Annotated in this window: 16 protein-coding genes and 1 pseudogene; 10 read left to right on the forward strand and 7 right to left on the reverse strand. The window is 64.1% G+C overall.

Features of this window, described 5'->3' with window-relative positions:
• Nucleotides 1-174 precede the first annotated feature (174 nt).
• A complete protein-coding gene (locus ACWGS8_RS24040; RefSeq protein WP_454583242.1) occupies nt 175-1170 on the forward strand; it encodes a LysR substrate-binding domain-containing protein in 996 nt (331 codons plus the stop codon).
• Here the strand turns inward: ACWGS8_RS24040 and ACWGS8_RS24045 are convergent.
• The 5 genes and pseudogenes from ACWGS8_RS24045 to ACWGS8_RS24065 all read right to left on the reverse strand — a co-directional run.
• Complete coding sequence (locus ACWGS8_RS24045) at nt 1078-2334, reverse strand: Hsp70 family protein (RefSeq protein WP_454583243.1); 1257 nt, start codon at nt 2332-2334, stop codon at nt 1078-1080. The two genes, ACWGS8_RS24040 and ACWGS8_RS24045, sit on opposite strands and share 93 nt — an antisense overlap.
• Before the next feature lie 175 nt (nt 2335-2509).
• A complete protein-coding gene (locus tag ACWGS8_RS24050) occupies nt 2510-3301 on the reverse strand; it encodes a TIGR02186 family protein (RefSeq protein ID WP_454583244.1) in 792 nt (263 codons plus the stop codon).
• Nucleotides 3301-4224, reverse strand: coding sequence for a sulfite exporter TauE/SafE family protein (locus tag ACWGS8_RS24055; RefSeq protein WP_010913372.1), 924 nt, complete (start codon nt 4222-4224; stop codon nt 3301-3303). The genes ACWGS8_RS24050 and ACWGS8_RS24055 overlap by 1 nt, the downstream gene beginning before the upstream one ends.
• Before the next feature lie 191 nt (nt 4225-4415).
• Nucleotides 4416-4601: a peptidoglycan-binding domain-containing protein gene (locus ACWGS8_RS24060; RefSeq protein WP_454583340.1), complete on the reverse strand. Its 186-nt coding sequence runs from the start codon at nt 4599-4601 to the stop codon at nt 4416-4418.
• A 300-nt stretch (nt 4602-4901) separates the two neighbouring features.
• Nucleotides 4902-8468: pseudogene (locus tag ACWGS8_RS24065) on the reverse strand (peptidoglycan-binding protein); the annotation flags it as partial.
• Between the two features lie 451 nt (nt 8469-8919).
• On the opposite strand from ACWGS8_RS24065, the gene ACWGS8_RS24070 reads away from it, so the two are divergent.
• From ACWGS8_RS24070 to ACWGS8_RS24105, 8 genes are all read left to right on the forward strand, one after another.
• Nucleotides 8920-9378, forward strand: a complete 459-nt coding sequence (locus tag ACWGS8_RS24070) for a MerR family transcriptional regulator (RefSeq protein WP_202359559.1) — start codon at nt 8920-8922, stop codon at nt 9376-9378.
• Between the two features lie 280 nt (nt 9379-9658).
• Complete coding sequence (locus tag ACWGS8_RS24075) at nt 9659-11449, forward strand: acyl-CoA dehydrogenase (protein ID WP_454583245.1); 1791 nt, start codon at nt 9659-9661, stop codon at nt 11447-11449.
• Nucleotides 11450-11551: 102 nt separating this feature from the next.
• Nucleotides 11552-12721 carry an acyl-CoA dehydrogenase family protein gene (locus ACWGS8_RS24080; RefSeq protein WP_454583246.1) on the forward strand — a complete coding sequence of 390 codons (1170 nt, stop codon included), beginning with the start codon at nt 11552-11554 and terminating at the stop codon, nt 12719-12721.
• 32 nt (nt 12722-12753) lie between these two features.
• Nucleotides 12754-13962, forward strand: a complete 1209-nt coding sequence (locus ACWGS8_RS24085) for an acetyl-CoA C-acetyltransferase (protein ID WP_454583247.1) — start codon at nt 12754-12756, stop codon at nt 13960-13962.
• A 14-nt stretch (nt 13963-13976) separates the two neighbouring features.
• Entirely contained in the window at nt 13977-16196 is a 2220-nt protein-coding gene (locus tag ACWGS8_RS24090; protein WP_454583248.1) for a 3-hydroxyacyl-CoA dehydrogenase NAD-binding domain-containing protein, read from the forward strand.
• Between the two features lie 9 nt (nt 16197-16205).
• Nucleotides 16206-16751, forward strand: coding sequence for a thioesterase family protein (locus ACWGS8_RS24095; RefSeq protein WP_454583249.1), 546 nt, complete (start codon nt 16206-16208; stop codon nt 16749-16751).
• Nucleotides 16752-16877: 126 nt separating this feature from the next.
• On the forward strand, nt 16878-17516 hold the full coding sequence (locus tag ACWGS8_RS24100; RefSeq protein WP_454583250.1) for a S24 family peptidase: 639 nt from the start codon (nt 16878-16880) through the stop codon (nt 17514-17516).
• Nucleotides 17517-17525: 9 nt separating this feature from the next.
• Complete coding sequence (locus tag ACWGS8_RS24105; protein WP_454583251.1) at nt 17526-18383, forward strand: thermonuclease family protein; 858 nt, start codon at nt 17526-17528, stop codon at nt 18381-18383.
• Here the strand turns inward: ACWGS8_RS24105 and ACWGS8_RS24110 are convergent.
• The gene (locus tag ACWGS8_RS24110) at nt 18349-19995 is read right to left on the reverse strand and encodes a lysine--tRNA ligase (RefSeq protein WP_454583252.1); all 1647 of its coding nucleotides are present in this window, start codon (nt 19993-19995) and stop codon (nt 18349-18351) included. The genes ACWGS8_RS24105 and ACWGS8_RS24110 overlap by 35 nt on opposite strands.
• A gap of 173 nt (nt 19996-20168) precedes the next feature.
• Between ACWGS8_RS24110 and ACWGS8_RS24115 the strand changes: the two genes are divergently transcribed.
• Complete coding sequence (locus tag ACWGS8_RS24115) at nt 20169-20582, forward strand: tellurite resistance TerB family protein (RefSeq protein ID WP_454583253.1); 414 nt, start codon at nt 20169-20171, stop codon at nt 20580-20582.
• 31 nt (nt 20583-20613) lie between these two features.
• Here the strand turns inward: ACWGS8_RS24115 and ACWGS8_RS24120 are convergent, their stop codons facing one another.
• Nucleotides 20614-21465, reverse strand: coding sequence for a transporter substrate-binding domain-containing protein (locus ACWGS8_RS24120; RefSeq protein ID WP_454583254.1), 852 nt, complete (start codon nt 21463-21465; stop codon nt 20614-20616).
• Between the last annotated feature and the right edge of the window lie 151 nt (nt 21466-21616).

Consider the following 21616-nt stretch of genomic DNA (forward strand, 5'->3'; position numbering starts at 1 on the left):
GCGGATGCCGCGGGTCCAATGCGCGAGAAGGGACTTGAACCGCCCGATCATTTTATTCTCTGCCATCCGCTGGCGAATTTTTTCTAACGTCGCGTGAAAATGTAGAATGAAGCTATCGATCCGTCTAATCAGTTGTTCTTGTAAATTCGATCGGTATTGGTTCTTAATGTCATCATGACCCTGGATCAGTTGCGCATTTTCGTCGCCGTCGCCGAGCGCGGCCACATGACCAAGGCGGCGGAGCTTCTGGGCATTTCCCAGTCGGCGGCATCGGCCGCCATCCGCGCGCTTGAAGAGCAGCACGGCGTCCATCTGTTCAACCGCGTCGGCCGCAACATCGAGCTTGCCCAGACCGGCCACCGGTTCCTGCCGGAAGCCAAGGCCGTGCTGGAGCGGGCCGCCGCCGCGCGCAATGTGCTGGAACATGTCTCGCAGACGGTCGCCGGCAGCCTCTCCATCGCCGCCAGTCTGACCATCGCCAGCTACTGGCTGCCGCGAAGGCTGGCCTCCTTCCACGAGGCCTACCCCGCGGTCCGGCTGAGCGTCAGCATCGGCAACACAAGGCAGGTCGAGGCCAGCGTGCTGGATGGAACCGCCGATCTCGGCCTTGTCGAGGGGCGCACTGAATCCGACATATTGCGCCGCGCCAAGGTCGACACCGACCGGTTGATGCTGGTGGTCGCTGCGTCACATCCCGAGATCGTCGAAACCGCACCGGGCCGTCCCGACATCAAGGGCCTGCGCTGGATCATCCGCGAAGGCGGTTCGGGCACACGCGAAGTGCTGGAGGATCTGGCGCGGCGCGAAGGGATTTCGCTTGCCGATTTGCAGGTGTTCCTGGTGCTGCCCAGCAATGAGGCGGTTCGCCAGGCGGTCGAGGCGGGCGCCGGCGCCACCATCATTTCGGAGCTCGTCGTCGGACGCGCCGTTGCCGAAGGCAGCCTGCGCTCCGTGCCGCTCGAACTGCCGAAACGCGACTTTGCCATGATCACGCACCGCGATCGCCAGGCGAGCCTGGCCCAGATGGCGCTCAAGGCGCATTTGGGTGCGTCAGCAAACCATGGTGAGGGGACCCGGTCAGCCGAACTTGCGCTGGGCATCCAAGGCCAGGCCAAGCCCGACCGAGCCGAACATGTCGCCGTCGATGACGGAAGCCTGCGGCACCAGTGACAGGATTTCCCGTCTTGCCAGCGGGATCGCGGTCGAGCCGCCGGTCAGGAACACCGCGGTGATGTCGGATGGCTTGACCGCAGCGTCGCGCATGGTCTCAGCCACCGTTGCGGTGACCCGCTCGATGTCCCGGGCGATGGTGGCGTCCAGCCCGTCACGCGTGATTTCGGCGGCGAACTCCACGTCGGATAGCCTCACCGCGACTTCGGCCGATGACAGGTCGGTCAACTGTATCTTGGCCTTTTCCACCAATGCCGCCAGCGCGTGCCCATAGCGGTGCTCGACGATGTGGATGAAGCGGTCGACCAGATCGGCGCGCGCTGCCTCGTAGCGGATCTGGCGCAGATGCGTCATCGCCTTGGCGGTGTAGACCAGGTTGATGCGCTGCCATGTCGCCAGATCGATGAAGTAGCTGGCCGGCAGATTGCGCTTGCCGTCCTTGGTCGGGGTCAAATAGCCGAGCTGCGGCATGACATGGGCGATGCTGAGCAGACGGTCGAAATCCGTACCGCCAATATGGACGCCCCGGCTGGCCAGGATATCGTCCTTGCGGTCTGGCAACCGGGCACGCTCCGGCGAGACGCGCACGACTGAGAAGTCAGACGTGCCGCCGCCCATGTCGATGATCAGCGCCAGCTCTTCGCGCGTCACCCTCTGCTCATAGTCGAGCGCCGCGGCAATCGGCTCGAACTGGAAGGCGATGTGCTTGAAGCCCTGTGCGTGCGCGGCCTTTTCCAGGTCGCTCTGCGCGTTCGCGTCGGCCTGCGGATCGTCATCGACGAACTGCACCGGACGGCCGAGCACCACGGTCTCGACCAGATCGCCGCCATCTTCTTCAAGCTTCTTCCTGAGATGCCCGAAGAATAGGCCGATGATCTCCATGAAGCCGATCGAGCGCGCCTTGATGCGTGTCTTCTCATGGGCCAGCGAGCTGCCCAGCACGCTCTTCAGCGAGCGCATCAGCCGGCCTTCCACGCTGTCGGTGTAGTTGGCGATGGCCTGACGGCCAAAACAGATGCGGCCGTCCTCGAAATTGAAGAACACCGCGCTGGGCAGCGTGACCTGGCCGCCTTCAAGCGCGACGAGGTGGGGTTGCCCGTTGCGGACCACGCCGACCGTGGAGTTCGAAGTGCCGAAATCGATACCGGCGAATGCTGGTCGCAAAGCAGCCTCCTGTCATTGGCGGCAGACAGCGGATCCGCGCCCGCGGGAGAAGCGTGCGCTGTGGTTCCGGACGACCGGACCGCTCTGCCGAATTGAATTGTGCGTGCTTGCCCGTTGGGCGGGGAGGTGCGGTCTATAGCATGGCGCGGGAAAGGGAAACCCCCTTTTGGACGTCTCAGTCCTTGCGGAAGATCAGCCTGCCGAGCCAGCCCGTCAGCATGGCCAGCGATATGGCGAAGACACCATAAAGAAAGGAATAATTGTGCGCGACACGGAAGATCGACTGCTCGAAGCCGGATTTGCGGATTTCGAGCTGGGCCGAGCTCTCCTTGATGAACACGCCCCTCTTGAACAGGAACGCGCGCGCCTTGTGGGTGCCGACCGGAACATTCGGCGCCAGCCTGACGGTGGCGCGAAACAGGTTCTGCGACAGGAATTGCACGCCGCCGACATTCTCGCTGTAGAGGCCGGTCGCCGCCTTGCGCTCGCGCAGGGCCGCGGTGAATTCCTCGATGGTTGCCGGGCTGTCGCCGGCGTCGGCGGGCTGCATATAGAGGTTGGAGGCGCCGAGCGACAGCTGCCTGTAGCTGTTGGGTTCGGTGATGTCCTGCAGCGGCCGCGTCGTCGCCACCGAATAGGACATCGGCACGTTCTCGAAGGTTTCGGAGGCCAGATTGACCCAGACGCCGAGCACCCGGTCCTTGCGGCGCACCACCACCGATCGTGGCGGCCCCTCGAGCACGACGATGACATCGTATCTGCCTTGACGGGCAACCAGCGGGTCGGGATTTTCCAGCGAGCCGAAGATGGTCAGGTCGGCGCCGGAAAAGCCGGCGGTGATCGAGACGTTGTCGGTGGAGAGTCCGATCTGGATGCCTTCCACCAATGGTGTCTGTGCCTTTGCCGGCACGGCGGCCGCAAGCAACGACAGGAGAATGGCGGTTGCGAACGCTTTCGGACCCGTCATCAGTTGAGGCCCGCGGCGGACAGCGAAAAGAGATTGGGCGGGGTGACGAAGAGATCGATGGCGAGCCGGATCGCCACCGCCAACACCAGGAGCGCCAGCAACGCCCTGAGCTGCTCGCCGCGCAGCCTCTGGCCGGCCTTGGCGCCATATTGCGCGCCGGCGACGCCGCCCGCCATCAAAAGGAAGGCCAGCACGACGTCGACCGTCTGGTTGGTGGTGGCGTGGACCAGCGTCGTGTAGGCGGAGGTGAAGATGATCTGAAACAGCGAGGTGCCGATAACGACGTTGGTCGGCACTTTGAGCAGATAGATCAGCGCCGGCACCATGATGAAGCCGCCGCCGACACCCATGATCGACGACAGGAAGCCGATGCCAGCGCCAAGGCCAAGCACCGGAATCACACTGACGAACAGTTTCGACGCCCTGAAGCGCATCTTCAGCGGCAGCCGGTGGATCCAGTTGTGCTGGCCGGATTTCTTCAGCACCGGCGCGGCACCGCTGCGTGTGGCCCGCAGCGCATTGATGCTTTCGACCAGCATCAGCCCGCCGACCGTGCCGAGCAGCACGACATAAAGCAGCGAGATGAACAGGTCGAGCTGGCCAAGCCGGCGCAGGAAGGCGAAGACGTAGATACCGGCGGTGGAGCCGATGATGCCGCCAGCCAGGAGCACGCCGCCGAGCTTGAAGTCGAGCGTGCCTCGCTTCATGTGCGAAAGCACGCCGGAGACGGAAGAGGCGATGACCTGGTTGGCGCCGGTGGCGACCGCGATCGCCGGGGGGATGTTGTAGAAGATCAGGAGCGGCGTGATCAGGAACCCGCCGCCGACGCCGAACATGCCCGACAGGAAGCCCACCGCGGCGCCCATGGCCAGCAGCACGAAGACGTTGACGGAAATTTCCGCAATCGGGAGATAGATGCCCACCCGTCAGTCTCGATCAGTTTGCCTGTCGGCGAATACAGCCGTTCTGGGCAGTCTCGCACCGAAAAGCCAATTTTTCCTTGCGCCAGCGCGGCGGCGGGGTCAAACCCCGCCGCCGCGCTGAAACAAAAAATATCTCAATCAGTTAACAGGCAAATGTGTGGCAAGAGCGTCGTGGAAACGACGCTTCGCTGTTATTTGCGCGCCAGCAGCGCCCGCACCAGTTTTTCATCGACCGCGCCGGTCGCCGGCAGCTTGTTGTCGGTCTGGAAGGCGATGATCGCGTTCTTGGTCTTTTCGCCCATGACGCCGTCGGCGCCGCCGGCGTCATAGCCGTTCTTGTTGAGGATAAGCTGGATGTTCTTGACCGCCTTCTTCATGTCGATGCCGGCGGTCGTCTGCGGCGTGCCTTCCTGCCAGGATTCGGGAATGTCGGCCGAATTGGTCGCCGCATTGAGCGGCTTGGCCTTCCACAGTTCGGTCGCGGCGCGCGCCCGCTCGAGCTGCTCGGGCCGCAGCGCATTGGCGATCTCGTCGCGCTTGGCGGCCGCGTCCTTGTCGCCGGTCTTGGCGACGAGCGCGAACCATTTGTAGGATTCCTCGAGGTTCTGCTTCATGCCGACGCCCTTGGCGGCGAGGATGCCGAGATTGAACTGGCTGTCCTTGACGCCGAGATCGGCGGCCTCCTGGAACCAGTGCGCGGCCGATTCATTGTCGGTCACGCCATCGGCGGCCATGGCGAACAGCACGGCCAGATTGTGCATGGCGCTGGCATTGCCCTGCTCGGCGGCCAGCTGGTACCAGGTCTTCGACTTCTTGATGTCGCGGGCCACGCCGATGCCCTTCTCATAGAAATTGCCGATGCGGTATTCGGCCGGTGCGAAACCGAGTTCCGCCGATTTTTCGTACCATTTGGCGGCTGCCGCCATGTCTTCCTTGACGCCGCGCGATTCCGCGTAGCGCGAGCCGATCTCGAACAGCGCCTTGGCGTCGCCACCGGCGGCGGCATCGCGCAGCGCGGCCGGGCCGGCATCGGCCGGAATGTCGAACTTGTTCGCGGCTGCCGTCTTGGAAGCATCTGCCGGCGCAACGGCGCCGGTCGTGTCTTTGGCAATGGTCTCGTTGGCCGCCGTTGGCATGGCCGCGGGCGGCTGCGTATCGGCATTTGTCGCTTGCGCACCGCCGGCGACAGCAGCCGGCTCGGAAGCCGTCGCATCCATCGGCGTCGTGGCAATTGGCGCCGGAGCTACTGAAGCCATCGCGTCTGAAGCGGCGGCGCTTGGGCCGGAAGAGGCGGCCGAAGCGGCCGGCGGTGCTGCGGGCTCTGCAACCGGCGCCGTATTCGCCATCGCGTCCGTGTCCGATGGCATCGCCAGGGCGGTCTGCGCCGCCATGTCGCCCTTGGTCGGTGGCGCGGATGCTTCGGCTTGCCTGACGGCGCGGGCCGGTGGGTTGTCCGGTGCTGCTGGCTGGGTTTGCGTCTTCGGTTGGCTCGCCGTGTCGACGGATGCCGTCTGCACGGGCTGCGCGGCAACGATCGGTGCGGCGTCGTTGCTTGCCACCTGAGCGGGATCCGAGAGGAACGCCTTGCCGAGCTGCAGGCCGGCAAGCGCCAGCATGATCGCCGCCGCCGCCATCAGGATCGGCTTGCGCCGCGCCTTGAGCAGATCGCCGATCCTGAGCGCCTTCACCGGGCCTTTCACCGTCGACTGGCGCTTCAGGGCGTCGGCCTCCGCGGCGGCCGCCTGCGCCGCGCGCCGCGCGGCTGCTATGAAATCCGATTTCGCAGCGTCGCTTTCGCCAAGCTTTGCCGGCTGGCCACGCTCGTCGCGAACCCGCTTCATGATGGCATTGAGGTCAGGCGCGCCGGAGCCTGGCTCCAGCGGGCGGTTGGCCATTTTCGGGTCGAGCGGCTCGTCAAGATCGACAGTCGGAATATCGCCGCTCGGCGCCGAACCGGCCAGCGGCGGGACGTCCGTCGCCGCCTTCTTGCCCTTGAAGGCGCGGGCCAGCCCGCCGAACATCGATTTGCGGCCTGCCGGCTGGTCCTTCTCGGCGATGGTGTCGGAACCGAGTGCGGCCATGGCGGCGGCGGCAGCCGCTTCCGCCGGCGTGCGCGTGCCCTCGTTACGCATTATCGCCGCGGCCCGGCCGTCGAGATCGGCCATGTCGCCGGTCAGCGGCATCGGCTCGTCAATATCCAGGGACGGTGCCTCGACAGCCATCTTGGCGGTCCGCGCACGGCGCTTGCCGATAGCCTCGTCCTGGCCCAGAAGCTCGCTCACCGCTTCGGACGGTTCGCTGGTCTCCAGCGAACCCAACCTGTCGACGATCTTGAGCAAAGTATCGTGGATAGCCTCGAAAGTTCGCGAATTGCGTTCGTCTGAGCGCCGCGTCAGCGTTTCCAGAGTCTTCAGGTCCTGGGCAAGTCCGGAAACGGCCGTCGTGTTGGCGGTCGAACCGGCCAGCGAACGCACCGCGTTCTCGGCCGCTTCGCGTGCCGCGCCGAGGATGGAATCGCGGGTGCCGGCCAGCGCCTTCTCGATCTCGTCGAGGCGCGGGCTGATGTCCTCGAATTCCGGCAGCGGCGTGCTGGGCCTGGACAGATGGGCGGACAGGCCGGCGACCTGCGCCTCCAGGCTGCGGATCAGAGCCGGATCGATGCCGGCCACCTGGGCCGCCGATGCATCGAGCCTGCTGGAAATGTCCTCGAGCCGGCTTTCCAGTCCTCGGATTGCCGCTTCGCCTGCAGGATCGGCGGCGCGCGTCTCCATGCGCGTGGCGAGCGCGGTGAAGCGGGCGTCGATGGCTTCCATGATGCCGGCACTGTCGATCTGCGGCGCGAGGCGCTGGTCGAGCCGGTCGGCAACCTCGTCGAGACGACGCTCGAGATCGCGAAACAGCATGTTGCCCTGTTCGATGGCATCGCCTTGGCGGCGTTCCATCATGCCGGACAGCACGTCGAAGCGCTGCTCAAGCCCGTGGAAGATGTAGTCTGCGTCGGGCATGGCCGGCGCCTGGTCGATCTTGTCGGCGATGAGCGTGATCTGCTTGGCCAGCCGTTCCATCGCCTGTTCGGGTAAATTGGCGCGGCCGGCGAGTTCGTCGACGCGGCTCGACAGCGTGCTCAGGCGATCCATGACCGCATTGCCGGGGCGATCCTGCGCCACTTCCTCGATCTGCCGGGCGAGCGAGTCGATGCGCTTCTCGATGCGGTCGAAGGCTTCGTGGTCGACCGAATTGGCCTGTGCCGCGACGGTCGAGGCAACGATGGCCCGGGATATCTCGTCCAGCCGTTCGTCGATCATGGCAAGCGTGTCACCGCCGCGATTGTCCTGCTGGCCCGCGAAGTGTTCGACGGCGCCGGCCAGCGTGCGCACCTTTTCCTCGAGCGAGCGCAGCGACAGCGATTCCGGCAGATTGTTGACGGCGTTGCTGATCTGCTCCAGCCGGTCGGTCAGGGCCGCAAGGGCGGGGTCGTCGGAGCGCTTGCGCTGGTCGGCGTCGACGCGGTCTTCGAAAGCCGTCCAGCGGCGGTCGAAATCGTCCCAGCGGCGGTCGACCTTCTGCACGCTCTCCTCGCGCGCCAGCGTGTCGAGCGCAGCCTTGACCTGCTCGAGCTCCAGCCGCAGCATGTTGACGCTTCTGTCGTCGCTTTTCTCCGACAGCGACTTGATGGCGCCGGAAAGCCGTTCGAATTCGACGCCGAGTTCGGCGCTGCCCTTGCCCGCTGTGCCGGGCCTGGCGTTCGCCTGGAAGGCGCGATCGATATCCTTGCGCAGCGCATCGAATTCGCGCTGCAGACCCGCCGTCATCTGGTGGCGCAATTCCTCGCGCAAGCCGCGCAATTCGCCGGCGATCTTTCCGACCATGGCGACGCTGTCTTCCTGGCCGCGCACGCGGTCGATGTCACGGGCGATGGCCTGGTAGTTCTGGTCGAAGCTGGGGCCCGGCGCCGGGGTCTGCGGGCGCGCCGCCGGCCGCGGATCCTCATACCAGCGCTGCTGAGCGGTCGGCTGGGCGGCGGGATAACGCGGGTCGACTGCGGGATAGCGCGGCTCGGTGGCTGGATAGCGCGGGTCGGCGCCGTATTGGCGCGGAGCGGGACGGGCCGTCACCTCCTCGCGGGTCTGCCCCAGCCGCTGTTCCAGCGTCTCCAGCGAGCGGTTCAGTTGCTCGAGCGTGGTCTGCGGCTTGCGCTGCCTGCCGGCGTTGAGTGTGTCGAGATAGGACCGCTTGCTGTTCATCGGTGCGTCCGTCTTTCAGATTGGCCGGCTTGCGACCAGCTCCCCAAGTCCCTGCCGGAACGAAGGCGACCGCGCTTCCACGGTGGAAGACAAGCTTCCCGGGGTTCACCCGCGCTCCGAAAAACCGTGAAAAATTCGATACAGGATAACCACGGGTAGCCGACGCGCCCACATTTCCCCCAACGTGGTAAACAACGCGTTAACCAAGCTTAAGAAGTTCGAAGGAAGTTCGCGGCCGCTGCCGCGGTGCGGCATAAAGCACCTTCACAGAACGCCCCTTGCGTCATGAGACGGCTATCGGTATAGAATTGACGTAGACGTAAAAGGCGCATTGATTGTGCTGTTTGCGATTTTGTTTGTCGAAACCACGGCCGGAAGCACGCCCCCGCTTCCAGTCAGGCGACGCATGGTCCAGGACCGCGACGCCACCAGACGGGGAAAGCCAGTGACCATGAAGCTTATCTCGGCCGGCGAGACCGCGGCCAATACCAATAATGTATCCGTCGAAGCGGGCGAGGACCTCGCCCGCATCGGCGAAATGGCCAAGAAATACGGCGTGACGCTGCGCACGCTGCGTTTCTACGAAGACAAGGGCCTGCTCAACCCGCAGCGCGACGGCTCCACTCGTCTCTACACGCGCCGCGACAAGGCCCGGCTGAAGCTGATCCTGCTCGGCCGCAAGGTCGGGTTTTCGCTGCGCGACGTCAAGCAGATGATGGATCTCTACGATCCGACCGGTTCCAACACCAAGCAGCTGCGGCTGGCGCTGGACAAGTCGGAGAAGCAGCTCGCCCGCCTGCAGAAGCAGCGGGCGCTGATCGACGACGCCATCAATGAGCTCTCGGGCTCGATGTCGGCGGTGCGCCAGATGTTGACCGAACGCACGGCGCAGGCGAGCGTCGCGAGCTAAGCAAGTCTGCTGAATTTCTGACGATCAAAAGCCGCGCGACTCTGCCGCGCGGCTTTTTCATTGCCTTGCATCTTCCTCTCTGGCCCCTCGGCGCTGGCTTGCATGACGTCGCGCCGCTAGGCTCACCAAGCAGGGGCAGGGCAGAAATCTTGTCGCATCGAAAAAATTGACGTTTACGCAAACGTCAATTTTTGCTATCCCGGCTTCAACACGGGTCCGCATGCCGCCCTGACATGAATTCGGGGGCTTTCGGACTAGGTCCGCAGGGTGGAGAAAAGGCATGCCGACATACAGGGCTCCGGTCCAGGATACGCTGTTCGTACTCAACGACGTGCTGGGCTATCAGCGCTATTCGAACCTTCCCGGATTTGCCGACGCCACGCCCGACGTGCTGGAAGCGATCCTCGCCGAAGGCGCCAAGCTTGCTGAAAACGTCATGCATCCGCTCAACCGTGTCGGCGACATGGAAGGCTGTGTGCGTCACGACGACGGCTCGGTGACGACGCCCAAAGGTTTCAAGGAGGCCTTCGACCAGTATCGCGAGGGCGGCTGGATGGGTCTGGCGGCGCCGGTCGAGTTCGGCGGCCAGGGCCTGCCCTATGCCGTGCACACCGCCGTCGCCGAATACATGGTCTCGGCCAACATGTCGCTGATGATGTATCCGGGCCTGACCCAAGGCGCGATCGCGGCGATCATCACCCACGGCACCGACGAGCAGAAGTCCAAATGGCTGCCGAAGATGGTCGAGGGTTCCTGGACCGGCACCATGAATCTGACCGAGCCGCATTGCGGCACCGATCTCGGCCTGCTGCGCACCAAGGCGGTGCCGAACGGCAACGGCACCTACAAGATCTCAGGCCAGAAGATCTTCATCTCGGCCGGCGAGCACGACATGTCGGACAACATCGTCCATCTCGTGCTGGCCCGTATCGAGGGCGCGCCGGAAGGCGTCAAGGGCATCTCGCTGTTCATCGTGCCGAAGCTCAAGCTCGATGCTTCGGGCAATCCGGGCGAACGCAACACGCTCTCCTGCGGCTCGATCGAGGAGAAGATGGGCATCCACGGCAATTCGACCTGCGTCATGAACTATGATGAGGCCGAAGGCACGCTGCTCGGCGAGGAGAATGGCGGCCTCAAGGCGATGTTCACGATGATGAACGAGGCCCGCCTCGGAGTCGGCCTGCAGGGGCTTTCGCTGTCGGAGATCGCCTACCAGAACGCCGTCGCCTACGCCAAGGACCGTTTGCAGGGCCGTTCGCTGTCGGGCGCCAAGGCGCCGGACAAGAAGGCCGACCCGATCATCGTCCATCCCGACATCCGCCGCTCGCTGATGACCATGAAGGCCTTCAACGAGGCCGGCCGCGCGCTGGCGCTATGGACTGCGATCAAGTCCGACATCGCGCACCGCTCCGCCGACGACAAGGATCGGCAGGCCGCCGACGACTATACCGGCCTGATGACGCCGGTGGTCAAGGGCTTGCTCACCGACAAGGGTTTTGACCACGCCGTCATGGCCCAGCAGGTGTTCGGCGGCCACGGCTACATCGAAGAGCACGGCATGAGCCAGTTCGTGCGCGATGCCCGCATCGCCATGATCTATGAGGGCGCCAACGGCATCCAGGCGCTCGACCTCGTCGGCCGCAAGCTCGGCCTGAATGGCGGCCGCGCCATCCAGGCTTTCTTCAAGGAGGTCGGCGAGTTCTGCGAGGAGAACCGCGCCGACGAGAAGATGGCGCCCTTCACCAAGGGGTTGAAGAAGGGCCTCAACGATCTGCAGGCGGCGACCATGTGGCTGGTGCAGAACGGCATGGCCAAGCCCGACAATGCCGGCGCGGCCTCGACCGACTACATGCATCTCTTCGGCCTTGTGGCGCTGGGCTACATGTGGGCGCAGATGGCCAAGGCGGCTCAGGGCAAGACCGGCGCCAACGGCTCCCAGCCTTTCTACGACAACAAGGTGGTGACGGCGCGCTTCTTCATGGAGCGGATCATGCCGGAGACGTCGGCCCATCTCGCCCGTATTTCGAGTGGTGCGGACACGCTGATGGCCCTGCCGGCGGAAGCGTTCTAAAGATGGTTGCCCTCTCCCTCTAGGGGAGGGTCGGTTGAGGCCAGGGTGACGTGCCCCGACCTGAGTTCTGACGATGCGCTCTGGGAGGAGTACCATATCCACATGACCAACCCCGCCGAGATCCTTGGCCTTCCCAAGCCCGCCTGGGCGGCGGACGAGGTCGGCATGCTCTATGACATGGCATCCCGCTTCATGTCGGAGGAGATCGCGCCGCGCTACGACGAGTTCGAGAAGAACGAGATGGTCGACCGCGAGAGCTGGCGCAAGGCCGGCGCCGCCGGCCTGCTCTGCGCCTCGATGCCGGAGGAATATGGCGGCTCCGGCGGCACCTTCGCGCATGAGAGCGCCATCATCGAGGCGATCGGCCATGTCGGCGTCGACGGTTTCGGCATCGGCCTGCACAATTCGATCGTCGCGCCTTACATCCTCCACTACGGCTCCGAGGAGCAGAAGAAGAAGTGGCTGCCGAAGCTCGCCACCGGCGAATTGATCGGCGCCATCGCCATGACCGAGCCGGGCGCCGGCTCCGACCTGCAAGGCGTCAAGACGCGGGCCGAGAAGGACGGCAACCAGTACAGGATCAATGGTTCCAAGACCTTCATCACCAACGGCCAACTGGCCAACTTCATCATCGTCGTCACCAAGACCGATCCGGAAAAGGGCGCCAAGGGCACCTCGCTGATCGTCGTCGAGACCGACGAGGTCGAAGGTTTTGAGCGCGGCCGCAACCTCGACAAGATCGGCCTGAAGGCCAACGACACGTCGGAACTGTTCTTCAACGACGTGCGCGTCCCGACCGCCAATCTGCTCGGCCACGAAGAAGGGCAGGGCTTTATCCAGCTGATGCAGCAATTGCCGCAGGAGCGGTTGCAGATCGGCACAGGCGCCATCGCCATGATCGAGCGGGCGCTGGCGCTGACCATCGAGTACGTCAAGGAACGCAAGGCCTTCGGCAAGGCGATCATCGACTTCCAGAACACCCAGTTCAAGCTGGCCGAACTCAAGACCGAGGCGACCATCGGCCGTGTCTTCTACAATGACTGCGTCACCCGCCACATCAATGGCGGGCTCGATCCGGTGACGGCCTCGATGGCCAAGTACTGGTTGAGCGACCTGCAGGGCAAAGTCGTCGACGAATGCCTTCAATTGCATGGCGGCTATGGCTACATGAATGAATACCCGATCGCCCGCATGTTCCGCGACGCTCGCGTCCAGCGCATCTACGGCGGCACCAACGAGATCATGAAATTGCTGATCGGCCGCTCGCTCTGAAAGCGGCGTCGGCAAACCCAAGGAGCACGAAAATGGCCGAAGCTTACGTCTATGACGCCGTGCGCACGCCGCGCGGCAAGGGCAAGAAGGACGGATCGCTGCACGAGGTGCCGGCGGTGCGGCTTGCCGCCAAGACGCTGGAAGCGTTGCGCGACCGCAATGGGCTGGATACCGGCACCGTCGACGACATCATCTTCGGCTGCGTCGATCCGGTCGGCGAGGCGGGTTCGGTCATTCCGCGCGCCGCCGCCTTCGAGGCCGGCTATGACACCAAGGCGCCCGGCATGCAGATCTCGCGCTTTTGCGCCTCAGGGCTCGACGCCATCAATTTCGGCGCCGCCAAGATCGCGCAGGGCGCCGACGAGATCGTCATCGCCGGCGGTGTCGAATCCATGTCGCGCGTCGGCATGGGTGCCTCCGGCGGTGCCTGGTTCATGGACCCTTCGGTCGGCCTGCCCGGCTGGTTCGTGCCGCAAGGCATCTCGGCCGACCTGATCGCCACCAAATACGGTTTCTCCCGTGACGACGTCGACGCCTATGCGGTCGAGAGCCAGAAGCGCGCCGCCAAATCCTGGGCCGACGGCCGCTTCAAGAATTCGGTGATCCCGATCAAGGACCAGAACGGCCTGACCATCCTCGACCATGACGAGCACATGCGGCCTTCGACCGACATGCAGTCACTGGCCTCGCTCAACCCATCCTTCGTCATGCCCGGCGAAATGGGCGGCTTCGATGCGGTTGCGGTGCAGAAGCACCCCGAGGTGGAAGAGGTCAACCACGTCCACCACGCCGGCAACTCGTCCGGCATCGTCGACGGCGCGGCAGCCGTGCTGCTCGGCTCAAAGAAGGCGGGGAAAGCAATGGGGCTGAAGCCTCGCGCGCGCATCCGCACCTTCGCCAATATCGGTTCCGAGCCGGTGCTGATGCTGACCGGCCCGGTCGACGTCACCGAGAAGCTCCTCAAGCGCGCCAAGATGAAGCTGTCGGACATCGATCTGTTCGAGCTCAACGAGGCCTTTGCGTCGGTGGTGCTGCGTTACATGCAGGCCTTCGATATCGAGCACGACAAGATCAACGTCAATGGCGGCGCCATCGCCATGGGCCATCCGCTCGGCGCCACCGGCGCGATGATCTTCGGCACGGTGCTGGACGAACTCGAGCGCCGCGACCTCAACACCGCGCTGGTGACGCTGTGCATCGGTGCCGGTATGGGCACCGCAACGATCATCGAACGCGTCTGATGGGGAGAGAAACAATGAGCTACACCAATTTCACCCTCGACATCGACGCCGACGGCATTGCGCTGGTCACCTGGAACATGCCGGACCGCTCGATGAACGTCTTCACCGAGGAGGTGATGAACGAACTCGACAAGATCATCGACCAGGTGGTGGCCGACGCCGGCACCAAGGGCGCGGTGATCACCTCGGGCAAGGACAGCTTCTCCGGCGGCGCCGATCTCACCATGCTGCAGCAGATGCTTGCTGTGTTCGCCAGGGAAAAGACCAAGGACCCGGAGAAGGCGGCGAAGCTTTTGTTCGACAATGCCGGCCGTATGGGCGGCCTGTGGCGCAAGCTCGAAACATCAGGCAAGCCCTGGGTATCGGCGATCAACGGCACCTGCATGGGCGGCGCCTTCGAATTGTCGCTAGCCTGCCACGGTCGCGTCGCCGCTGATTCAGACAAGGTCAAGATGGCCTTGCCGGAAGTCAAGGTCGGCATCTTCCCCGGCGCCGGCGGCACCCAGCGGGTGCCGCGGCTGACCGACCAGCAGCAGGCGCTGCAGATGCTGACCTCCGGCCAGAATCTCTCGCCGCAGAAGGCGAAGGCCATGGGTCTGATCCACGAGATCGCCGAGCCGGCCAAGCTGATCGAGACTGCAAAGGCCATGATCAGGAACGGTCTGAAAGCCGTCCAGCCGTGGGACGAGAAGGGCTTCAAGCTGCCCGGCGGTCAGATCTATTCGCCGGCCGGCTTCAACCTGTGGCCGCCGGCCATCGCCATTCTGCGTCGCGAGACCTATGGCAATTACCCGGCGGCCGCCGCCATCCTGAAATGCGTCTATGAAGGCCTGTTGGTGCCATTCGACACCGCGCTCAGGATCGAACAGCGCTATTTCACCGAGATCATGCAGACCAGGGAAGCGGCGGCGATGATCCACTCGCTGTTCGTGTCGCTGCAGGAACTGAACAAGGGCGCCCGCCGCCCGGCCGGCGTGCCGGATACCAAATTCAAGAAGATCGGCATTCTCGGCGCCGGCTTCATGGGCGCCGGCATTGCCTATGTGACGGCCAAGGCCGGTATTCCGGTGGTGCTGCTCGACCGCGACAGGGAGTCGGCCGAAAAGGGCAAGGCGCATTCGGACAGCCTGGTCTCGGATCAGGTCAAGAAGGGCCGCGCCAAGCCGGAGGAGAAAGACAAGCTCCTGTCGCTGATCAAGCCGACGGCCGACTATGCCGATCTTGCCGGCTGCGACCTCGTGGTCGAGGCGGTGTTCGAGGATTCGGCCGTCAAGAAGGCCGCCACCGAACAGGCGGAGGCCGTGTTGAAGTCTTCCGCGATCTTCGCCTCAAACACCTCGACCATTCCGATCACCTCGCTGGCGAAGAATTCGGCCCGGCCGAAGAATTTTGTCGGCATCCACTTCTTCTCGCCGGTCGACAAGATGATGCTGGTCGAGATCATTTTGGGCAAGAAGACCGGCGACAAGGCGTTGGCCACCGCGATCGACTTTGTCCGCGCCATCAAGAAGACGCCGATCGTCGTCAACGATACGCGCGGCTTCTACGTCAACCGCTGCGTGCTGCGCTACATGTCGGAAGCCTACAAGATGCTGATCGAGGGCGTGCCCGCTCCGATGATCGAGAATGCGGCGAAGGCCGCCGGCATGCCGGTTGGTCCGCTGGCGCTGACTGACGAGACGGCGATCGACCTCGCCCAGAAGATCATGAAGCAGACCATCAAGGATCTCGGCGACAAGGCCGTCGATCCCAAGCAGATGGCGCTGATCAACACCATGGTCGACGACCATGGCCGCTTCGGCCGCAAGAACGGCAAGGGTTTCTACGATTATCCGGCTAAGCCTGCCAAGAAGAAGCTGTGGCCGGACCTTAAGGACCTCTATCCGCAGCTTGCGCCCGAGAAGGTCGACTATGAGGAACTGCAGCAGCGGCTGCTTGTCACCGTCGCGCTGGAAGCGGCGCGGGTGATGGAGGAGGGCATCGTCACCGATCCGCGCGAGGCCGATGTCGGCTCGATCCTGGCCTTCGGCTTCGCGCCTTACACTGGCGGCGCGCTGTCCTACATCGACGGCATCGGCGCCAAGCGCTTCGTCAAGATCGCCAAGGATTTGCAGAAGAAATACGGCGCCGAATTCAAGGCGCCCAAGCTGCTACTCGACATGGCCGAGAAGGGCGAAACCTTCTACCAGCGCTTCGACCCCTACACCAAGGGCGATGTGAAACAGGCCGCCTGACGAAAGACCATGTACGTTTGGGCGCGCATGGCGCGCATGCTGGCCACGGCGCGCAGCCGTGGCCCCTATATGATGGGCGGTGAAAGCCGGCTGGCTTTTCGCTGCCTGCCGACCGACATCGATTTCAACATCCACCTCAACAATGCGCGCTACATGATGCTGGCCGATCTCGGCCGCATCGACCTGTTCGTCCGTGCCGGCCTGATCGCACTGGCGCGCAAGAATGGCTGGGCGCCGATGATGGGCGGGCTGCAGGCGGTCTATGCGCGAGAGATCAGGCTGTGGCGCCGCTTCGAAGTGGTGTCGTCGATCGAAACCTGGGAAGGCAGCCAGGTCATCGGCAGGCACCGTTTCGTCCTTGACAATGGCGAAACGGCCGCCTTGATCCTGACGACCGCCGGCGTCTACGACCGCAAGGTCCGCCGCTTCGTCGATATTGACGAGGTCGTCGCCGCGCTTGGTCGCTCGGTGAACCCGCGTCCGCCAACCGAGGCTGAGCGGATTTTCATGACGTCGCACCAGGGGCTGCGCGGCCTGACCAAAGGGACCGGCTGACCTGCGGAGATCATCATTTCCGCGGCCTTCACGAAGGTGTGCCGCTGGAATGCGTCCGGTGGACAAACCGGGATGCAGAGACTAGAAGGGAAAGGCATTTTTTCCTGTCTGGAAGGAGAGCACGACATGCTCTCGCACGACCGCGTCTGGGCCGCCATCGATGCTCTTGCCGAGCGTTATTCGCTTTCGGCGTCAGGTCTGGCAAGGCGCGCGGGCCTCGATTCGACCGCCTTCAACAAGTCGAAACGCCTGTCCTCGGATGGCCGGCCGCGCTGGCCTTCGACCGAATCACTGGCCAAGATCATCGAGGCGACGGGTGCCTCGCTCGACGAATTCACCGGGCTGATCGAAGGCCGCATGGCAGCCGCGCCCGCCCACAGGCGTTCCGTGCCGCTGCTCGGATTCGCCCAAGCCGGCGCCGGCGGCTTCTTCGACGATGCCGGCTTTCCGGCCGGGCAGGGCTGGGATCTGGTCGAACTGCCGGCGCAATCGACCGAAAGCTCCTATGCCCTGCAGGTGCAAGGCGATTCCATGCTGCCGCTCTATCGCAATGGCGACGTCCTCATCGTCGAGCCGGGCGCGGTCACCCGCAAGGGCGATCGCGTCGTCGTCAAGACCACGTCGGGCGAGGTGATGGCCAAGGTGCTCGAGCGCCAGACCGTCAAGTCGATCGCGCTGGTTTCGCTCAATCCCGATCATCCCGACCGCGACATTCCCATGCGCGAGGTCGAATGGGTGGCGCGGATTGTCTGGGCAAGCCAGTAGGTCGGGCTGGTGCGGCTTCCTCATCTCATTGTGGCGGTTGTGATGGTCCCGGTGATGGCGGCCCTGGTCGTCGCCGGCGGCCGTACGCTGAAAGGAAGCCAAAGCACTGTCGCGGTGGATCAGATCGATCCCGGCGTGGACACGCTCCCGCAAGCAGCTACTGATGCCGGGCCTGACGAGCCGGCCACGTCAGCCATTCCCGCGCCCGCTCCGCCCGCGCCAAAGCCGGCGGTGCATTCGCGGGCGATCGATCCGGATGTCGTCGCGCCGCCGGAAATGCCCGCAGGCGACCTCGAGCGGGTCGAGCCGCGCGAGCCGCTGAGCAAGCTGGCGCTGGCCATGCCACCCAAGCCGAAGATGCCCGATGACTGGAACGGTACGAAGCTGTTCCAGCCGGTCGCGACGGCCGCCGGCATGATCGAGGCGAAGGGCTATTCGGTCGCGATCTCCGGCATCGATGTCGTCGGGCAGGACGAGACCTGCACCGCCGACGGCAAGCCCTGGCCGTGCGGCATTCGTGCGCGCACGGCGTTCCGCGCCTTTCTGCGCGGCCGCGCCGTGGTCTGCACGGTGCCGCCCGAAGGCGGACGCGACCGCGTCGCGGCGCAATGCCGGATCGGCAAGCAGGACGTCGGCCAATGGCTGGTCAACAATGGCTGGGCGCGCGCCGCCAAGGGCGGACCCTATATCGAGGCCGGTGAAAAGGCGCAAAGCGCCAAGAAGGGTATTTTCGGGTCGGCGCCGAACCTTGGCGGCATCTCAGCGGTGCCGCCCGCGCCAGCCCCGGCGCCTCAGGCGCCGGGTTCGATCCTGGAAGAGGTCGACGGCGCCCTCAAGCCAGCTGACCAGCCAGCGCCTGCTGAATGAGCGCGCGGGTCTCGGCGACGCCGTAGAGCGCGGCGAACGAACCGAAGCGCGGGCCGCGTTCTTGGCCGATAAGCACCTGGTAGATCATCTGGAAGAAGGCGCCAGACACGCCCGGGCCGCCTTCCGGGCTCTGCTTGGAGTGATCCTGATAGCGTTCGATCTTGCGCGCCACGTTGAGCGAAGCATTCTGGATCGCCTCGCCGCCGGCATCCGCCGGCAATGCGCCAAGTGCCGCGTCCAGGGCCTCGAGCGCTTCGCGCTCGACCTCGTCGGCCGCACGGAAGGTCTTCGTCGGCCGCACGAAATCGTCGAAATAGCGGATCGCATGGCCGACCAGCTGGTCGAGCTCGGGGTGCGTCTTCGGCGTCACATTGACCGTATGGCGCGAGATGAAGCCCCACAGCACGTCCTTGTTCTGCGCATTGGAGGCGCTGACTAGGTTGAGCAGCAACGAGAACGGCACCGGCATGTCGATATCAGGCGGGTTGCCGTCATGCATGTGCCAGACCGGATTGCCCAGCCGCTCCTTCCAGTCCTGCCTGGGGTAGGCGGCCAGGAAGACGTAGTATTCGTCCACCGCCCTCGGAATGACGTCGAAATAGAGCTTCTTGGCCTGCCGCGGCCGCTGATACATGTAGAGCCCAAGGCTTTCGGTCGGCGCATAGGTCAGCCATTCGTCGATGGTCAGGCCGTTGCCCTTCGACTTCGAGATCTTCTGGCCGTTTTCGTCCAGGAACAGTTCGTAGACGAAATGCTCCGGTGCGCGCCCGCCCAATATGTTGCAGATGCGGTCATAGACCACCGCGTTGGTCTGGTGGTCCTTACCAAACATCTCGAAATCGACGCCAAGCGCTGCCCAGCGCATGCCGAAATCCGGCTTCCACTGCAGCTTCACCCGGCCCCCGGTGATCGAAAGCGTGGTCTCGGTGCCTTCATCGTCGAAAGTGATGGTACCGGCCTTGGCGTCGACATGCTTCATCGGCACGTAAAGCACACGGCCGCTCTTCGGGGAAATCGGCAGGAACGGACTGTAGGTCGCCTGCCGCTCCGGCCCGAGCGTCGGCAGCATCACCGCCATGATCTTGTCGTAGCGTTCGGCGGCGCGCAGCAGCATCGTGTCGAAACGGCCTGATTTGTAATACTGCGTCGCGCTGGCGAATTCATAGTCGAAGCCGAACGTGTCGAGGAAGCGGCAGAGCATCGCATTGTTGTGGTCGGCGAAGCTCGCATAGTCGCCGCCGAACGGATTGGGAACTGAAGACAGCGGCTTGTGCAGATGCGGTTCCAGCGCTGCGCGATCCGGCACGCTGTCGGGGATCTTACGCATGCCGTCCATGTCGTCGGAGAAGCACAGCAGCTTGGTGGCGACCTTGTCCTGCGTCAGCACGCGGAACGCATGGCGTACCATCGAGGTGCGCGCCACCTCGCCGAACGTGCCGATATGCGGCAGGCCGGACGGACCGTAGCCGGTCTCGAACAGGATCGTTTCGGGAAAGTCGCTGCCTTTGTAGCGCTCGATGATCTTTTTGGCTTCCTCGAACGGCCATGCCTTGCTCTCGGCCGCCGCCGCCAGCAGTTCGGGGTTGAGATCGATTATGTTTGATCCCGCCATTGTCCTGTTTTCCAAAGTGTTCGCCTGCCAGATTGCTCGCTGGTCGGCCGCAGGTGTCGATTTTCAATCGGTCCTCTAGGCGCGCATGGCCGGAGCGTCAACGCGTGGGGCGCTTTTTCCTTGCGGCGCAGATGGCACCTACCTACGTTCGAAACCCGTTCAAGGAGTAAAGAATGCCGTCGCCGACCCCGCATGAAGCCCTGATCTACCTGATGGTCATCACCTCGGCGTCCGACCGTGACATGACCGATGTCGAACTGGCCCGCATCGGCGACGTTGTCCGCTCGTGGCCGGTGTTCGAGGATTTCAAGCAGGACCGGCTGGTTCCTGTCGCCCAGGCTTGTCAGAAGCTGCTGCAGGCAAAGGACGGCCTGGAAGGGGTTCTGGCCCAAATTGCCGAAGCCCTGCCGGAGCGCTTGCGCGACACCGCCTATGCCGCCGCCTTCGAAGTGGCCGCCGTCGATCTAGAAATGCGTCTGGAGGAAGTTCGGGTGCTGCAGTTGATCCGTCGCAAGCTCGATCTCGATACGCTGACCGTAGCCGCCATCGGCCGCGCGGCCAAGGCGCGGCTGCGCACGCTCACCTGAGCAGATTTGGAAAAAGCTGACCGGTACCGGATCAGAAAAAACTGACCGGGAAATAACGCAGGTAGAATTCGGCGAAGGTGCCCTTCATCGAAATCTCCTGCAGCGCGTAGTCGAGTGCGGCTGCCAGCGCCGGATTGTCCGCCCTTGTGGCGATAGCCATGCCCGTGCCCAGATATTCGGGCGCCAGATAAGGACCGCCGGCAAAACGGCAGCACCCGGCTGCATCCGAGCCGCCCAGCCAGAAGGCGAAACGCATGCCGTCACCGAAGGCGGCATCGATCTTCCCCGCCTTGAGATCGCTGTAGAGGGCCTCGGCTCCGTCGAAGGAGACGATTTGGACCGTGTTGAAGTAGTCGCGCAGCATGCGCTCATGCGCCGAGCCGGCGAGAACGCCGACGCGCTTGCTGCGCAGCTTGTCGAAGATCGGTTCGGCAAACGCCTTGTTCTTCGGCGTGATGAAGCGCGCCGGAAACTGCAGATAGGAGCGCGAGAAGGCGTATGTCTGGCGCGATTGCGGCGTCGCGGCGATGCCGGCGATGATCGCTTCGCCTTCGCCTTTCTCGAGTGCCCCTTCAAGCTCGGCCCAGGGCAATGCCTGGATCTGGCATTTGTCGGCAATGCCGAGTTCGGCGCAGATGGCGCGCGCCAGGTCGATATGGAAACCGGACAGCTTTCCCGCGCCATCGAGGAAATTGAAGGGCGGAAAATCGGTGGTCGTCAGGAATCGCAGCCGTGGCAGTGCCGAGAGGTCGGGCTTCGGCAACCGTTCCTTGGCGTCCCACAACACTGGTACCTGCGGTTCGGCCGCGCGCGCCCCGGGAGCCAATGGCAGCGCCGCGATCAGCAGCGACGCCAGGACCGGGAACCTCCATTGGAACGCCACGACAGAACTCCGCTGCACTCGTGTTTGCACCGGTTTTGGTACGAAAATAGTACAGGCACAATGGTTTTTGATTTCAACGCGCCAATTTCAGGCTATGCTTTAGGACGTTTGCAGACAGCGGTGGCTGCCTTGGTTGGGGGACCAGGGTCGA

The sequence above is a fragment of the Mesorhizobium sp. 43Arga genome (genome assembly GCF_053714255.1).

What these genes read in the sequence shown, in the direction of transcription:
- ACWGS8_RS24095 (WP_454583249.1), top strand. Translation starts at nt 16,206, where the DNA reads ATGTACGTTTGGGCGCGCATGGCGCGCATGCTGGCCACGGCGCGCAGC.
- ACWGS8_RS24060 (WP_454583340.1), bottom strand. Translation starts at nt 4,601, where the DNA reads ATGAAGAAGGCGGTCAAGAACATCCAGCTTATCCTCAACAAGAACGGC.
- ACWGS8_RS24110 (WP_454583252.1), bottom strand. Translation starts at nt 19,995, where the DNA reads ATGGCGGGATCAAACATAATCGATCTCAACCCCGAACTGCTGGCGGCG.
- ACWGS8_RS24090 (WP_454583248.1), top strand. Translation starts at nt 13,977, where the DNA reads ATGAGCTACACCAATTTCACCCTCGACATCGACGCCGACGGCATTGCG.
- ACWGS8_RS24075 (WP_454583245.1), top strand. Translation starts at nt 9,659, where the DNA reads ATGCCGACATACAGGGCTCCGGTCCAGGATACGCTGTTCGTACTCAAC.
- ACWGS8_RS24040 (WP_454583242.1), top strand. Translation starts at nt 175, where the DNA reads ATGACCCTGGATCAGTTGCGCATTTTCGTCGCCGTCGCCGAGCGCGGC.
- ACWGS8_RS24100 (WP_454583250.1), top strand. Translation starts at nt 16,878, where the DNA reads ATGCTCTCGCACGACCGCGTCTGGGCCGCCATCGATGCTCTTGCCGAG.
- ACWGS8_RS24080 (WP_454583246.1), top strand. Translation starts at nt 11,552, where the DNA reads ATGACCAACCCCGCCGAGATCCTTGGCCTTCCCAAGCCCGCCTGGGCG.
- ACWGS8_RS24050 (WP_454583244.1), bottom strand. Translation starts at nt 3,301, where the DNA reads ATGACGGGTCCGAAAGCGTTCGCAACCGCCATTCTCCTGTCGTTGCTT.
- ACWGS8_RS24070 (WP_202359559.1), top strand. Translation starts at nt 8,920, where the DNA reads ATGAAGCTTATCTCGGCCGGCGAGACCGCGGCCAATACCAATAATGTA.
- ACWGS8_RS24115 (WP_454583253.1), top strand. Translation starts at nt 20,169, where the DNA reads ATGCCGTCGCCGACCCCGCATGAAGCCCTGATCTACCTGATGGTCATC.
- ACWGS8_RS24085 (WP_454583247.1), top strand. Translation starts at nt 12,754, where the DNA reads ATGGCCGAAGCTTACGTCTATGACGCCGTGCGCACGCCGCGCGGCAAG.